This is a genomic window from Marinovum sedimenti, assembly GCF_054052205.1.
Window position 1 is genome coordinate 2,269,909 of sequence record NZ_CM133223.1, and the last position, 13,397, is coordinate 2,283,305.

General features: G+C 59.0%; 15 protein-coding genes. 6 read left to right on the forward strand and 9 right to left on the reverse strand.

Annotated features, from left to right (window positions below):
- Positions 1-115: 115 nt before the first annotated feature.
- Positions 116-736: a sugar transferase gene (locus ACW9UO_RS10930; RefSeq protein ID WP_457085836.1), complete on the reverse strand. Its 621-nt coding sequence runs from the start codon at positions 734-736 to the stop codon at positions 116-118.
- Positions 733-1,572, reverse strand: a complete 840-nt coding sequence (locus ACW9UO_RS10935; protein ID WP_457085837.1) for an NAD-dependent epimerase/dehydratase family protein — start codon at positions 1,570-1,572, stop codon at positions 733-735. Before ACW9UO_RS10935 ends, ACW9UO_RS10930 begins: the two co-directional genes overlap by 4 nt.
- A 120-nt stretch (positions 1,573-1,692) precedes the next feature.
- On the opposite strand from ACW9UO_RS10935, the gene ACW9UO_RS10940 reads away from it, so the two are divergent.
- Together ACW9UO_RS10940 and ACW9UO_RS10945 are read left to right on the forward strand one after the other, a co-directional pair.
- Entirely contained in the window at positions 1,693-2,814 is a 1,122-nt protein-coding gene (locus ACW9UO_RS10940; protein ID WP_457085838.1) for a polysaccharide biosynthesis/export family protein, read from the forward strand.
- Positions 2,815-2,931: 117 nt separating this feature from the next.
- Entirely contained in the window at positions 2,932-4,086 is a 1,155-nt protein-coding gene (locus tag ACW9UO_RS10945) for an MFS transporter (RefSeq protein WP_457088639.1), read from the forward strand.
- Here the strand turns inward: ACW9UO_RS10945 and ACW9UO_RS10950 are convergent.
- The 3 genes from ACW9UO_RS10950 to ACW9UO_RS10960 are packed head-to-tail and all read right to left on the reverse strand — an operon-like array spanning position 4,070 to position 6,375.
- On the reverse strand, positions 4,070-4,672 hold the full coding sequence (locus tag ACW9UO_RS10950; RefSeq protein ID WP_457085839.1) for a Smr/MutS family protein: 603 nt from the start codon (positions 4,670-4,672) through the stop codon (positions 4,070-4,072). The two genes, ACW9UO_RS10945 and ACW9UO_RS10950, sit on opposite strands and share 17 nt — an antisense overlap.
- Positions 4,669-5,706, reverse strand: a complete 1,038-nt coding sequence (mltA, locus tag ACW9UO_RS10955) for a murein transglycosylase A (protein WP_457085840.1) — start codon at positions 5,704-5,706, stop codon at positions 4,669-4,671. The genes ACW9UO_RS10950 and mltA overlap by 4 nt, the downstream gene beginning before the upstream one ends.
- A 9-nt stretch (positions 5,707-5,715) precedes the next feature.
- Positions 5,716-6,375, reverse strand: coding sequence for a Tim44/TimA family putative adaptor protein (locus ACW9UO_RS10960; protein ID WP_457085841.1), 660 nt, complete (start codon positions 6,373-6,375; stop codon positions 5,716-5,718).
- 108 nt (positions 6,376-6,483) lie between these two features.
- Here ACW9UO_RS10960 and ACW9UO_RS10965 point away from each other — a divergent pair, with 108 nt between their 5' ends.
- A complete protein-coding gene (locus tag ACW9UO_RS10965) occupies positions 6,484-6,975 on the forward strand; it encodes an FxsA family protein (RefSeq protein ID WP_457085842.1) in 492 nt (163 codons plus the stop codon).
- A gap of 53 nt (positions 6,976-7,028) precedes the next feature.
- Positions 7,029-7,532 (forward strand): protein-export chaperone SecB, encoded by a 504-nt coding sequence (gene secB / locus ACW9UO_RS10970; protein ID WP_457085843.1) that lies wholly within the window; start codon positions 7,029-7,031, stop codon positions 7,530-7,532.
- 26 nt (positions 7,533-7,558) lie between these two features.
- Here secB and dnaQ read toward each other — a convergent pair whose 3' ends face one another.
- The 4 genes from dnaQ to ACW9UO_RS10990 are packed head-to-tail and all read right to left on the reverse strand — an operon-like array spanning position 7,559 to position 10,257.
- Positions 7,559-8,248 (reverse strand): DNA polymerase III subunit epsilon, encoded by a 690-nt coding sequence (gene dnaQ / locus ACW9UO_RS10975; RefSeq protein ID WP_457085844.1) that lies wholly within the window; start codon positions 8,246-8,248, stop codon positions 7,559-7,561.
- Entirely contained in the window at positions 8,241-8,834 is a 594-nt protein-coding gene (coaE, locus tag ACW9UO_RS10980; RefSeq protein ID WP_457085845.1) for a dephospho-CoA kinase, read from the reverse strand. Before coaE ends, dnaQ begins: the two co-directional genes overlap by 8 nt.
- Complete coding sequence (locus ACW9UO_RS10985; protein WP_457085846.1) at positions 8,831-9,661, reverse strand: shikimate dehydrogenase; 831 nt, start codon at positions 9,659-9,661, stop codon at positions 8,831-8,833. Before ACW9UO_RS10985 ends, coaE begins: the two co-directional genes overlap by 4 nt.
- Positions 9,658-10,257, reverse strand: a complete 600-nt coding sequence (locus ACW9UO_RS10990) for a Maf family protein (RefSeq protein WP_457085847.1) — start codon at positions 10,255-10,257, stop codon at positions 9,658-9,660. The genes ACW9UO_RS10985 and ACW9UO_RS10990 overlap by 4 nt, the downstream gene beginning before the upstream one ends.
- Before the next feature lie 568 nt (positions 10,258-10,825).
- Between ACW9UO_RS10990 and rho the strand changes: the two genes are divergently transcribed.
- Positions 10,826-12,097: a transcription termination factor Rho gene (gene rho, locus ACW9UO_RS10995; protein WP_457085848.1), complete on the forward strand. Its 1,272-nt coding sequence runs from the start codon at positions 10,826-10,828 to the stop codon at positions 12,095-12,097.
- Between the two features lie 13 nt (positions 12,098-12,110).
- On the forward strand, positions 12,111-13,397 hold the full coding sequence (gene mnmE / locus ACW9UO_RS11000; RefSeq protein ID WP_457085849.1) for a tRNA uridine-5-carboxymethylaminomethyl(34) synthesis GTPase MnmE: 1,287 nt from the start codon (positions 12,111-12,113) through the stop codon (positions 13,395-13,397).

A 13,397-nucleotide genomic window follows, 5' to 3' on the forward strand; every position in this document is an offset into this window, starting at 1 on the left:
ATACCAAACCAGTCTATCGATTGGGCCGGTACTTCGCTACAACCTCAGCCGCCGCCGTGCCGGATGCACAGAGCTACGGCGGTATTTCGCCCATTTAATGCCCGATCCAGCCGAGTTATCGGCGTGATCGCACACTTATAGAGCGAAAAACAGTCGCAATCATCAATCTAAGGTCAAAACACACCGTCTGTCGCTGTGTGTAAAGCCGGTCAAGCTCCGCCTTTCGCGGCACGCATCTGCGCGAATAGACCGAGTCGGTTTCTTCGGACGAGTGACATTGGGCCAGCAGGCGTTCTTCGTGTTGGTGATAGATCAGGGTGGCCAAACCGGTGACGCCGGGGCGCGATTTAAGCACCTCTGCGTAGATCTCGGGAAACCGTTCGACATACATCCGTAGCGGCGGACGCGGGCCCACAAAGCTGATGTCGCCCTTGAGGATGTTGAACAGCTGCGGAAGCTCATCCAGGCGCTTGGCGCGAAGGAACTGGCCGATGGGTGTGATCCGTGCGGATTTATCGCCCCCCGATACGCCCGAATCCCCCGCCGCATTTGTCATCGTGCGAAACTTGAACAGCCGAAACGGGGTGCCCGGCGCCTTCATCCGTTCCGAGACATAAAGGATGGGGCGACCGTCCTGGAACAGGATGGCAAGCGCCACGCCGATCAGCACCGGACTTAACACCACCAAAAGGAAGAGCGCGCTGACGATATCGAAAATCCGTTTTTGAACCGTCATCTGGCAGCCCCGTATTTGCGCCATTGCGCGACAAGCGCGGCCGCGTCGGTGCTTTCGTCGCCAATCGGGACCAGCGCAGCCAACTGCGAAACGTCTACTGACATCAGTGCAAGCGCCCCCTCGGGGGCCGGTTTCCAGTTCAGATCCAGCCCGGCGGCCCGCACAATATCGGCCATCGCAACCGGCCTGCGCCCGGCGAGGTTCACCGTGTCCGGCATGCGAGCCAACGGCAGGCGCGCGAGACCTTCCACGCAGTGGGCCAACGTCGAGGGCGCAAGGTAACTGCGGACAGGGCCAGAGCCATCGGCAAACTGATCCAAGGTGATCGCCCTGCCCCGCTCCATCGCGGCAAACAGCCCGTCGGCCCCCGCCATATTGCCCATCCGCAAACAGATCGCCTTGGGCTGCGCAGCACTCAGAGCCTGCTCCATCTGCAACTTGGCCCGCCCATAAGGATTGCGTGGCGCGCAATCGGCGGTCTCGGAGAGCGGCTCGCTTGCAGGAGAATAAACCGCCACCGACGACGCGTGCAGCACCCGGTCTGCTCCACAGCGGCGCGCGATTTGCTGCGCGTCTTGGGCCAGCAAACGGTTGGCGTTTAGCGCCGCCTCATCGCCTGCGACCACGCCCCAGAGCGCCAGAACCGTATTGCACTGTGGCAATTTATCCACATCCGCCGGATCATTGATCACATGATCCACACCCGGAGCATCGCGCCGGGCAACCCAACAGAGTTCCATGTTTTCAGGCGCTTGATCCGTCCAATAGTGCCGCAACATGCGCGCCACACGGCCCGTGGCCCCCAGAACAAGAACCTTGGTTTTTCGCTGTGACACCGACACCCGTGCAAACCGTACAGTTTATTAAAATCTCGGACTGTTTATCATCCCGAAGAGCGGCTAGAAAGCTACTGAATTCTATGAAGATAATTCGGGGAAATAATCGTGGCGATATTGATGCGGTCTGTCACAGTTTTGCTTCTCTTGGCTCTGTCTGCCTGCGGAAACCTGCCGCGCGGTGCCGCGCTTCATAACGAAGTGACCCGAGAGGCCGCTTCGGATAACGCTCAGTTCGATCTCATCCCGGTGAACCGCGCCAATGCGCTGGCGATTGCCGACTGGCCGATCACCGGCTGGAAGGGCGCCTTTCTCTGGATCAAGGCCAGCCGTGGCCCGCAGAGCCAGGTTCTGCGCGTTGGCGATCAGATCAATCTCAAGATTTGGGACAATCAGGACAACTCGCTTCTGACACCGCTCGGAGTGAACTTTACCCAGATGGACGGTCTTGTTGTCTCGCCCAGTGGCACGATCTTTGTGCCCTACGTCGGTGACGTGGTGGTGAACGGCCTGACGCCCGATGGCGCACGCGGCCGGATCCAACGCGAGCTTTCGCCAATTGCGCCCGATGCGCAGGTGCAGCTGACCGCGACGCCGGGCATTGCCAATTCCGTTTCTGTTGTCGGCGGCGTTGCCAAACCCGGAAGCTATCCGCTGCCCACGCGCGACACCTCGATCCTCAGCATGATTGCAAGCGCTGGCGGCATCTCGCCAAACATGCGCAACCCGGTTGTTTCGCTGATCCGCGGGAATACAACCTATTCCATTCCCGCCAAAGACCTGTTCGACAGCCCAAACAAAAACGCCCGCCTGCACGGTGACGACAACATCGTTGTGCAACAGGACGACCGCGCCTTTACCGCGCTTGGCGCCGCCGGATCGGAAAGCCTGATTTATTTCCCCAAGGAATACGTGACCGCGCTTGAGGCGATGTCGCTGATGGGCGGAATCAATGATGACCGCGCCGATCCCAAAGGCATTCTGGTGCTGCGTGAATATCCCGCCAGTGCCGTCGTCGCGGCGCCGCACAATGGCCCGAAAAAGCAGCAGGTGATCTTTTCGCTCGACCTGACCTCGGCGGATGGGTTGTTTGCAGCGCGCAATTTCCTGATCAATCCCAACGATACGGTTCTGGCCACGGAATCGCCGATTGTCGTGTTGCGCACTGTGCTTTCGCTCTTTGGTACGGCGCTCGGAACCACGGCGCAGGTCGCCTCGACCGTCAACACCGTGTCCAACTAGACCCTCACACATTCGGCCCCGACGTGGACCTGTGTCACAGGAGCATGTGTCTTGTCTGAAAGACCTTTTCTGGCGCAAAACGCCCCTTGGCTGGCCGCCGGGGCGTTGCTTGCCTTTATGTCGAGCTTTGGCCAAACCTTCTTTATCTCGATTTTTGCCGGCGAAATTCGCGCCGAATTTGATCTGTCGCACGGCGCTTGGGGCGGGATCTATTCGCTCGGCACCACGGCCTCGGCCGCTGTCATGGTTTGGGCCGGCGGCCTGACCGATAGGTTCCGGGCGCGGGTTCTGGGATCGGGCGTGCTGATCCTGTTGTCGCTGGCCTGCTTGTCGATGGCATTTTCCACGGTCTGGCTGTTGCCGCTGGTGATTTTCGCACTGCGGCTGACCGGACAAGGCATGACAATGCACATTTCGGCGGTGTCGATGGCGCGCTGGTTCGTCGCCTCGCGCGGCAGAGCGTTGTCAATCGCAGCGCTTGGGTTCTCGGCAGGCGAGGCGCTGTTGCCGATCATGTTCGTCGCCCTGCTAACAACTTGGGATTGGCGCTTTCTCTGGATCGGCTCGGCGATGGTGGCGATGGCCGCTGTGCCGCTGCTTTTGCTGTTGTTGCGTCGCGAACGGACGCCGCAAAGCCTGGCGCAGAGCGATCAGGCCACCGGGATGGACGGGCGTCATTGGACCCGTGCTCAGACCCTGCGGCACCGGCTGTTCTGGTTCATGGTCCCTGCCCTTCTCGGCCCCTCCGCCTTCAACACCGCGTTCTTTTTCCAACAGGTGCATTTCGCCGAGGTCAAAGGCTGGGCGCATCTTGAACTTGTGGCGCTGTTCCCGATCTACACCGCGATCAGCGTCACGGCGATGGTGGTTTCGGGCTGGTTGCTCGACAAACTCGGCACCGCGCGGTTGATCCCGTTTTACCAATTGCCGATGGTCGCGGCCTTTGTCTGCTTTGCCTACGCGGGCACGCCGGGATCGGCGCTGTTCGGGTTCCTGTTTCTCGGGCTGACCACTGGCGCCAATTCCACCTTGCCGAATGCCTTTTGGGCCGAGTTCTATGGCGCCGCGCATCTTGGCGCGATCAAGGCGATGGCGGCAGCTGTGATGGTGCTTGGCTCGGCACTTGGCCCGGGGCTGACCGGGGTGTTGATCGATCAGGGCGTCAGGATTGAGGCGCAGTATCTCGGTATCTCGGCGTTCTTCATCTTCACCACGGTGATGATGATCGTCGGCGTTCGGCGCGCGCGTCCCGCGCTTAGCGCCGCCGCCTGAGATAAACGTAATAGGCGCCGCCGCCGCCGTGGCGAAGATGCGCTTCGCTGATCTGAAGCACATTCGGGCCAAGCGGCGCCATGCGCAGCCATTGCGGCACCTGATGGCGCAAAACGCCGTGGCGCTGGGGGATCGGCCCGTCGTCGTCTTTGTGTTTGCCCTTGCCGGTGATCACCAGCACCAGCCGCATCTCGCTCGCGGCGGCGCGTTGGATAAAGCCGATCAACGCGGGATGCGCCCGGTCAAGTGTCATGCCGTGCAAATCAAGCCGCGCTTCGGGTTTGAGCTTGCCGCGTTTGAGCTTGGTAAAGGCTTTCTTGTCCATCTCCACCGGATCGGCGGACAAAGAGGTGCGGATCGATGGCGCGAGGTTGTGCGGCCTTGGCGCGCCGCTGGATTTCTCACCGATGCGAAACGACTTGATCGCCGCGGGGTCTTTGGGCTGCGCTTTAAGCTGAGGGTCTGGTTTGCGCGGTTGCGCGCGCGGCAATTCAAGCGTGCGGGGCTTGGCCAGCGGGGTGGCGGTTTTCGCGACCTGCCCCCAAAGCTCTACCTCGTCGGCCCGCAGCTTTCGCTTTCGGGTCATTGCACCGCTTCCGGCAAAAGAGCATAGGCGCGCTGGATTGGCATCAGCACCATCATCCGCCCGGGATCACGCAGCTTTCCCGCCGCACGCCCGGCCCGGTCGCCGGTGCCAACGAAAATATCCGCGCGTTGTGCGCCCTTGATCGCCGACCCGGTATCCTGCGCAATCATCAACCGCCGCAGCGGTTTGGCGCCGTCTTTCTCAACCCAAACCGGCGAGCCCAGTCGCACGATGTCGGGATCAACGGCAATCGAGCGCATTGTGGTGATCGACCGGTTCATCGCCCCCAAAGGCCCCTTTTCGGCGGGCACCTCCGAGACTTCGCGGAAAAACACGTAAGACGGATTGTGAAACAGCAGCTCTTGCCCATCAATCGGATTGCGCCGCACCCAGTTCTTGATCACCTGCGCCGAGACCTGATGCGCATTATAGACGCCACGCCGGACAAGCTCCTGCCCGACCGAGCGGTAATCATGGCCGTTCTTGCCGCCATAGCCGACCCGCACCACGGAACCATCATCCATACGAATGCGGCCAGAGCCTTGGATTTGGAGGAAAAACAGCTCGACCGGATCATCGACCCAGGCAATCTCAAGCCCGCGACTGTCCATCACGCCACTGGTCAGGATATCGCGACGGCTGAGCCAAGGCAGATTGTTGCGCGCCTCGGACGGCATCCGATAGACAGGATAGCGATAGCGGCCGCCGCGATAGCGCGCGCCTTCCAGTTCCGGTTCGAAATAGCCGGTGAACAGCGGGTCCTGACCATCTTCGATCAGAACCGGGCGGAACATCAGTTCAAAGAACGCCCGCCCATCGGTCATGTCATGCGCAAAGGCGCAAAGGGCCCGCCAATCGGGGTCTTTCATGTCGCTGCAGGTGTTGCGAAACACCCGCAGCGCGGCGTCATGGTCATCGTCCGCCCAGCCTTGCATCTGGTCAAACGACAAGACCTTGATCGTGGTTTCAGCAGATGCGGGTATGCTGCCCATCGTCAGGCCGATCAAGCCAAGAAGGGCCAGCAATCTCCGCATCGAACCGGCTCACTCATCTGTTGCTACAAGAACCCAGTTCGGGTCATCGCTGCCCATCGTGCGGCCGAAGGTCCAGATATCTTTCTGTTTCTTCACCTGCGTCGGGCTGCCTTCGATCACTTCGCCAGAGCTGTCGCGCACAACCTGCGTCATTTCACCGATGAATTTCATCGTGATTTCGGCCCGGTCAGACGCCTTGTCATAGGTCGCATCCACAAGGCTAAGCTCGCGCACGCCGACAAAATCGGCCTCGATGGTCAGGCCCTGCTCTTCGCGTTGTTCCACGACCTGGGCAAAGGTTTCATAAACTTCCTCGGCCAGGAACGGCTTGATCTCGGCCAGATCGCCACGCTCGAACCCCATCAGGATCATCTCATAGGCGCCGCGCGCGCCGCCCATGAATTCGCTGACGTTAAAGCTCGGCTCGCCGCGCTTCATCTCGGTCAGCGCTTGGGCTGCCGGGCTGCCTTCTGTGACGTGATCGGTGATATCGCGGTCGGGGCCGCCTTCGATCACTTCGAAATCCCGGCGCTGCTCTTGCGGAGCGGCACCTTTGGGCAGGGGCGGTTTCTCAAAACCGTCGCGTGTGCCCAAAACAGATTTGAGCCGCAAAATAAGAAAAACGGCAATCCCAGCAAGGACAAGAAGCTGGAGCAGGGGCGAATTCATCAGGACCTCATGAGTGACACACTTTGAAAGCGGATGCTGTTGCACTTATGTAAGCACAGTGCGGGGTCAAGTCCACCACGCCATCCGTAACGTTTGGGATAACAAGACATGTATCTTCTGCTGGCCTTTCTGCTCGTTCCTCTGATCGAGATTGCGTTGTTTGTTCAAGTCGGGGGCGCAATCGGTCTTTGGCCAACGCTTGCCGTGGTGGTGATCACCGCGATCGCAGGCACTATGCTGGTGCGTCAGCAGGGGCGGCACGCGATTGCCAGCTTGCAGCGGTCGTTCTCTGATCTGCAAAATCCGACCAAACCACTGGCCGACGGGGCGATGATCCTATTTTCCGGGGCGCTGCTTCTTACGCCGGGGTTTTTCACCGATGCGGTTGGCTTTGCCCTTCTGATGCCGCCGGTGCGCCACGCGGTTTTTGACTTTGTCAGCAAGCGGATAAAGGTACAGCGCTTTGAAATGGGGCAGGGGCAAGCGGCGCAAGATCCGCGCCGCCAAGGGCCGCGTGACACCGTCATTGACGCCGAGTATTCCGAAGTTGCGCCAGAAAACGACAAACGCGACGGGCCATCAGGCTGGAGCAACCATTGAGCCTGTAAGCGCGGGCTGATAAAGCTCCGCCAAACCAATTGCGGAGACACCCCATGGCGGAAAACGAAAACGGCGCGGCTGAACAGGCGGAACAGCCGCAGCAGATGAAAATGAACGTGCTGGCGCAATATGTGCGCGACCTGTCGTTCGAAAACATCCTGTCGCAAAAGGGCGCGACCGGCGAAGTGCAGCCCGACATCGAAGTTCAGGTCAACCTTGACGCCAAGAAACGCCAGCAGGCGGATCAGTACGAAGTGCTGCTCAAGCTGAAGGTGACATCGAAATCCAAGGCATCGGCTGACGTGCTGTTCCTGCTGGAAATGGATTACGCCGGTATCTTCCAGATCGAGAACATCCCCGAAGACCAGCTGCACCCGTTCCTGTTGATCGAATGCCCGCGGATGATTTTCCCCTTCGCACGCCGCATCGTTTCGGATGTGACCCGCGATGGTGGCTTCCCGCCGCTGAACCTTGAAACCATTGATTTTGTGGCGCTTTATCGCAACGAGATCATGCGCCGTCAGGCCGAGCAAGCAGCAGAAGCACCGACAAACTAAGCAATTGGGCCGGGGGCGATCCCGGCCTAATCCTTGATCCAGAGCGCGCTGTCACCCATCTTTTCAACAAAGCTGGCGTGGGCGGCGCGCTCTTCCTCGCTCAACCGCGAGGGCAGGGGCGTTGGCCGGGGTTTCGGCTTCCAAACGCCACCGCCGCTGGCGACATTGGTCTTTTCGACCGAGGCCAGCACCAGCCCGGGTTGGCGCCCGCCAATCAGCTCCAGATAGACTTCCGCCAGAATTTCACTGTCGAGCAAAGCGCCGTGCAGCGTGCGCGACGAGTTATCAATGTTGAAGCGACGGCACAGCGCATCAAGCGAGGCGGGCGAGCCTGGAAACTTCTTGCGCGCCATTCCCACGGTATCAAGCGCCCGGTCAAACGGGATTTTCGGCATGTTGAGCCAGCCAAGCTCGGCATTGAGGAATTTCATATCGAACGAGGCGTTGTGGATCACCAAGATCGAATCGTCCGCGATGAAATCAAGGAAGTCTTGTGCAATATGACGGAAAAGAGGTTGGTCTCGCAGGAAATCGTCGCCCAGCCCGTGCACCTCAAACGCCTCTTTCGGCATTGAGCGTTCCGGATTGATGTACTGGTGATAGGTCCGCCCGGTCGGCATGTGGTTAAGCAGCTCGACAGCGCCGATTTCAACGATCCTATCGCCGGATTCGGGGTCAAATCCCGTGGTCTCGGTATCCAGAACAATTTCACGCATGGGCCAGCCCCCTTTCGATGTCGCGGACCACTCTTTGCACCTGGGCGCGGGCATGGTCCAGCGTGTCAGTCTCGATCACATAGGTCGCGCGGGCGCATTTCTCGGCATTGGGCATCTGGCGCGACAGGATCAGGTCGAAATCCGCCTCGCTCATCGTGCCGCGCGCCAGAACACGGGCGCGCTGAGTCTCGCGCGGCACGTTCACACAGGCCACAGCATCCATCGCCGCCTCGCCACCAGTTTCAAAAAGCAACGGGATGTCGAGCACGGCAATCGTCGCGTCGGCCGCGGCCAAAAAGTCTTTACGGTCCTGTTGCACCAGAGGATGCACAATCGCTTCGATTTGTTTCAAAAGCGCGGGACTTTGACGAATGGCCTCGCGCAGGGCAACGCGGTCCAACTGGTGGTCCTTGATTGCCCCCGGAACCAGCGCGCCCACCGGGCCAATCGCCGGACCGCCGGGCGCATAGGCCCGGTGCACCGCCGCATCCGCATCCCAAAGCGCGCAACCGGCGTCGGCAAACATCGCCGCCGTGGTTGATTTGCCCATGCCGATGGATCCGGTCAGCCCAAGCCGAAAGGTCATAAAAGTACGGCCTGCCGCAGCTCTTCGTCGACCTCGGGGCGCTTGCCAAACCAACGCTCGAACCCCGGCACCGCCTGATGCAGCAACATGCCAAGACCATCCACCGTGTGACAGCCGCGCTCTGCCGCAAATTCCAGAAGCGGCGTGCGCAGCGGATTATACACCAGATCGGTGACAACAGTGCCCGGACGCAAGCCATCAAGCGGCACACGCAGCTCTGGCTGGCCGGTCATGCCCAGCGACGTGGTGTTCACCACAAGCGCCGCATCCTCAAGTACATTCCCCGCCTGAACCCAGTCAATCACTTGAATTCGCTTACCAAATTCGTACTGCAATTGCTCGGATTTAATCCGGGTGCGGTTGGACAGCAGGATGTTGGGCACTCCGGCATCAATCAAAGACGACACCACGGCGCGACAGGCCCCCCCGGCGCCAAACACCATCGCGGGCCCATCCGAAGCCTTCCACTGTGGCGCCCCTTGCCGGAGGTTTTCCAGAAAGCCGTAGCCGTCGGTATTGTCGGCCATAATCTTGCCATCACGCCGGAAAATCAGCGTGTTGGCGGCGCCGATGATCGTCGCCCGGTCGGTGATATTGTCGACCAGCTCCAGCACTTTGATCTTGTGCGGAATGGTGACATTGATGCCGACAAATCCCATCTTGGGCAGGGTGCGCAGAACCTCGGCCAAATCGCCGAGCCCCACGTCCATCGGAATATAATGCCCCCGGATGCCATAGCGGCGCAGCCAGTGGCCGTGCAGCCTTGGTGACTTGGATTGAAGGATCGGATGGCCGATCACGCCGGCCAGCGGCACATTTTCCGTCATGTTGAAATCTCCCCGCGAATCGCCAGCCAATTCAACAGAGGCAAGAGCGGAAGTCCAAGGACTGTGAAGTAATCGCCCGAAATCGTGGTGAAAAGGCGGCTGCCTTCCTCCTCGAGCTTGTAAGACCCCACCGAATGGCGGATCGAATCCCAGCTCCGGGCCACGTAGTCTTCGATGTAGCCAGCGCTGAGTTCGCGCATCTGAAGCGTGACGACGCCAACATGGCGCCAGGCCGGTTTGCCGTCTTCAAACGCCACGCAGGCCGACAAAAGCTTGTGCCGCTGGCCGCTTAGATCGGTCAATTGCGCGATGGCCGCCTCGGGTGTGGCCGGTTTCGACAGTGACGCCCCGTTGAAGTCCAGCACCTGATCACAGCCCAGCACCAAGGCATCAGGCCGCTTGCCCGCAACCTTGGCGGCTTTCATCTCAGCCAGAAGATCCGCGATGTCGCGCGGGCTGGCCTCTTCGGCCAACATCGCGATCTTAACCGAATCTTCATCAATCCGCGGTGGTATGGTTTCCACATCTATATTGGCGCGCTGCAAAAGCTGCGCACGAATTTTGGACCCCGAGGCCAGAACGATCGGTTTCGGCATGTGGATGACTCCGTGGATGAGAGGCAGAACAAAATGATGATTACATCCCCGAAACTGCAAGGTCGAGCAGGCGATTGCCCGAAATGGTCCAATCTCACCGAGTTGGCGGGAAGCTGGACACAACGGGAAAAACATAAGTAGACTGGCGTGGGGGACTCATCCCATCCGAGAGCTATCCTCGTATTTGTCCACATGTTGAGAGCTGGGAAATGACCCATTAACCTACTGAATTAAAACGGGTTAAAAATATAACTTTTGCTCTTGCGTCGAAACCGTCCCAAGAGTCGTGCTGGTGCCATCCACACTGTTGATAAACCAAGGCACAGAACAGTAATCCACAGGAAAGGCGCTGCCTACACACATCATCTTTCTCTTTTCATTCTTTATTTATTTAAAGGAGCTATGAGCATCGTATCGAGTGCAGGCTCATGGATTTTCCAGAAGACTTACAGGTGATTGACTTTATCTTCGGTCCTGACTACCTAGGAGGTCCATACCGTCCGGTATGTGATTTTCCCTTTCAGACGAAGCCATATCACCCTTCAAGGGGTGTAGGTCCGGATATCCCATGACAGAAGAACATTTGAACCTGGCCGACCTTAAGGCGAAGAGCCCCAAGGATCTGCTTGCGATGGCAGAAGAGCTTGAGATCGAGAACGCCTCGACCATGCGTAAGGGCGAGATGATGTTCCAAATTCTGCGTGAACGCGCGGATGAGGGATGGATGGTGTCCGGTGATGGCGTGCTGGAAGTTCTTCAGGACGGGTTTGGATTTCTGAGATCGCCCGAGGCGAACTATCTGCCGGGTCCAGACGATATTTATGTGTCGCCGACGATGATCCGCAAATTCTCGTTGCGCACCGGCGATACGATTGAAGGCGAAATTTGCGCACCGGACGATACGGAACGCTATTTTGCTTTGGTCAATGTCACCAAGATCAACTTTGAAGACCCTGAGCGCGCCAAGCACAAGATCGCCTTTGACAACCTGACGCCGCTCTATCCGGACGAGCGGTTCAAGATGGAAATCGAAGATCCGACGATCAAGGACCGCTCCGCGCGGGTGATCGACCTTGTTGCGCCCATCGGCAAAGGCCAGCGCTCGTTGATCGTGGCGCCGCCGCGCACAGGTAAAACGGTTCTGTTGCAGAACATCGCCAGCAGCATCGCGGCGAACCACCCGGAATGCTATCTGATCGTTCTGCTGATCGACGAACGCCCCGAAGAAGTGACGGATATGCAGCGCTCGGTGAAGGGTGAGGTGATTTCCTCGACCTTTGACGAGCCGGCACAACGCCACGTCGCTGTCTCGGAAATGGTGATCGAAAAAGCCAAGCGGCTGGTCGAACATAAGCGTGATGTGGTGATCCTGCTCGATTCCATCACCCGCCTTGGTCGTGCCTATAACACTGTGGTTCCGTCGTCGGGCAAGGTTCTGACCGGTGGTGTGGACGCCAACGCGCTGCAACGGCCGAAACGGTTCTTTGGTGCCGCGCGGAACATCGAAGAGGGCGGTTCGCTGACCATCATCTCAACCGCGCTGATCGACACCGGCAGCCGGATGGATGAGGTGATCTTTGAAGAATTCAAAGGCACCGGCAACTCCGAAATCGTGCTGGACCGTAAAGTGGCAGACAAACGCGTCTTCCCGGCGATCGACATTCTGAAATCGGGCACGCGGAAAGAGGACTTGCTGATCGAAAAGCTCGATCTTCAAAAGACCTTTGTGCTGCGGCGCATTCTCAACCCGATGGGAACAACCGATGCGGTGGAGTTCCTGCTGTCGAAGTTGAAGCAGACCAAGTCGAACGCGGAATTCTTCGATTCAATGAACACTTAAGCCGGAGGCGGCAATGGACACGATCTTTGCCCTGGCATCAGCCCAGGGAAAGGCCGGTGTTTCGGTCATACGGATTTCCGGCCCGCAGGCGTTTGCCGCGGGCCGTTCGCTTTGTGGCCCTTTACCGGACATCCGCCAAGCGGGCCTTCGCGTGTTGAAAGACGGCGAAGGCGCGCGGATCGACGAAGCCTTGGTGCTGTGTTTTGCCAAAGGCGCTTCGTTCACCGGCGAAGACACTGTGGAATTGCAAGTTCATGGATCGGTGGCCGTGGTGCGGCGTCTGTTGAATGAACTTGGCGGAATGTCGGGTCTGCGGTTGGCAGAGGCTGGCGAGTTCACCCGGCGCGCGTTCGATAATGAATGCCTCGACCTTGCGCAGACCGAGGGTTTGGCGGATCTGATTGACGCAGAAACAGAAGCCCAACGTCGCCAAGCGCTGCGTGTGCTTTCCGGCGATCTTGGAAAATTGGTGTCACGCTGGCGGGAAGATTTGGTGCGGGCGGCCGCCTTGTTAGAGGCGACGATCGACTTCGCTGATGAGGAGGTTCCGATTGATGTGACGCCAGAGGTGGGTGCCTTGTTGGATGGCGTTGAGCTGGCGATTGATCGGCAGGTCGTGGGCGTCGCGGTGTCGGAACGAATCCGCAGTGGGTTTGAAGTTGCGATTGTCGGGAAGCCAAACGTCGGCAAATCAACGCTTCTCAACGCACTGGCCGGGCGGGATGCCGCGATCACATCTGAAATCGCCGGGACGACCCGCGACGTGATTGAAGTGCGGATGGACCTCCGCGGATTGCCGGTGACCTTGCTGGACACAGCCGGTATTCGCGATACGGAAGATCAGATCGAGGCCCTGGGCGTGGCGCGAGCACGAGACCGGGCGGATGCCGCAGATCTACGGGTTTTTCTTTTGTCGCCGGGGGATCAGCCCGAGTTGGTGCCACGGCCGGGTGATATTGTGGCCTTTTCCAAGGCAGATCTACATACGGCGGATGGGTTTTCTGTTTCCGCCAAGTCTGGTGTTGGCCTAGATGATCTGGTAGAACGGCTATCCTCAGTGTTGACAGAGCGAAGCGCAGGTGCCGGTTTGGCGACGCATCTTCGTCATCGGCATGGTATGATCCGTGCGCTGGAGCATCTGAAAGGCGCAAAGGATTGGGTTCGAAAAGGTGCTGTTGGCTATGATATAGCTGCAGAAGAGTTGCGTATCGCGATTCGTGCATTAGAGAGCTTGTTAGGGCGGGTGGATGTTGAAGACCTCCTTGATGAAATATTCTCGCGGTTTTGTGTCGGAAAGTAG

Bases quoted from the DNA above. Each gene is read 5' to 3' on its own strand.
- ACW9UO_RS10950 (WP_457085839.1), bottom strand. From the start codon at position 4,672: ATGACCCGAAAGCGAAAGCTGCGGGCCGACGAGGTAGAGCTTTGGGGG.
- mltA (WP_457085840.1), bottom strand. From the start codon at position 5,706: ATGCGGAGATTGCTGGCCCTTCTTGGCTTGATCGGCCTGACGATGGGC.
- secB (WP_457085843.1), top strand. From the start codon at position 7,029: ATGGCGGAAAACGAAAACGGCGCGGCTGAACAGGCGGAACAGCCGCAG.
- ACW9UO_RS10930 (WP_457085836.1), bottom strand. From the start codon at position 736: ATGACGGTTCAAAAACGGATTTTCGATATCGTCAGCGCGCTCTTCCTT.
- ACW9UO_RS10960 (WP_457085841.1), bottom strand. From the start codon at position 6,375: ATGAATTCGCCCCTGCTCCAGCTTCTTGTCCTTGCTGGGATTGCCGTT.
- ACW9UO_RS10985 (WP_457085846.1), bottom strand. From the start codon at position 9,661: ATGACGGAAAATGTGCCGCTGGCCGGCGTGATCGGCCATCCGATCCTT.
- rho (WP_457085848.1), top strand. From the start codon at position 10,826: ATGACAGAAGAACATTTGAACCTGGCCGACCTTAAGGCGAAGAGCCCC.
- ACW9UO_RS10965 (WP_457085842.1), top strand. From the start codon at position 6,484: ATGTATCTTCTGCTGGCCTTTCTGCTCGTTCCTCTGATCGAGATTGCG.
- ACW9UO_RS10990 (WP_457085847.1), bottom strand. From the start codon at position 10,257: ATGCCGAAACCGATCGTTCTGGCCTCGGGGTCCAAAATTCGTGCGCAG.
- dnaQ (WP_457085844.1), bottom strand. From the start codon at position 8,248: ATGCGTGAAATTGTTCTGGATACCGAGACCACGGGATTTGACCCCGAA.
- ACW9UO_RS10945 (WP_457088639.1), top strand. From the start codon at position 2,932: ATGTCGAGCTTTGGCCAAACCTTCTTTATCTCGATTTTTGCCGGCGAA.
- mnmE (WP_457085849.1), top strand. From the start codon at position 12,111: ATGGACACGATCTTTGCCCTGGCATCAGCCCAGGGAAAGGCCGGTGTT.
- coaE (WP_457085845.1), bottom strand. From the start codon at position 8,834: ATGACCTTTCGGCTTGGGCTGACCGGATCCATCGGCATGGGCAAATCA.
- ACW9UO_RS10940 (WP_457085838.1), top strand. From the start codon at position 1,693: ATGCGGTCTGTCACAGTTTTGCTTCTCTTGGCTCTGTCTGCCTGCGGA.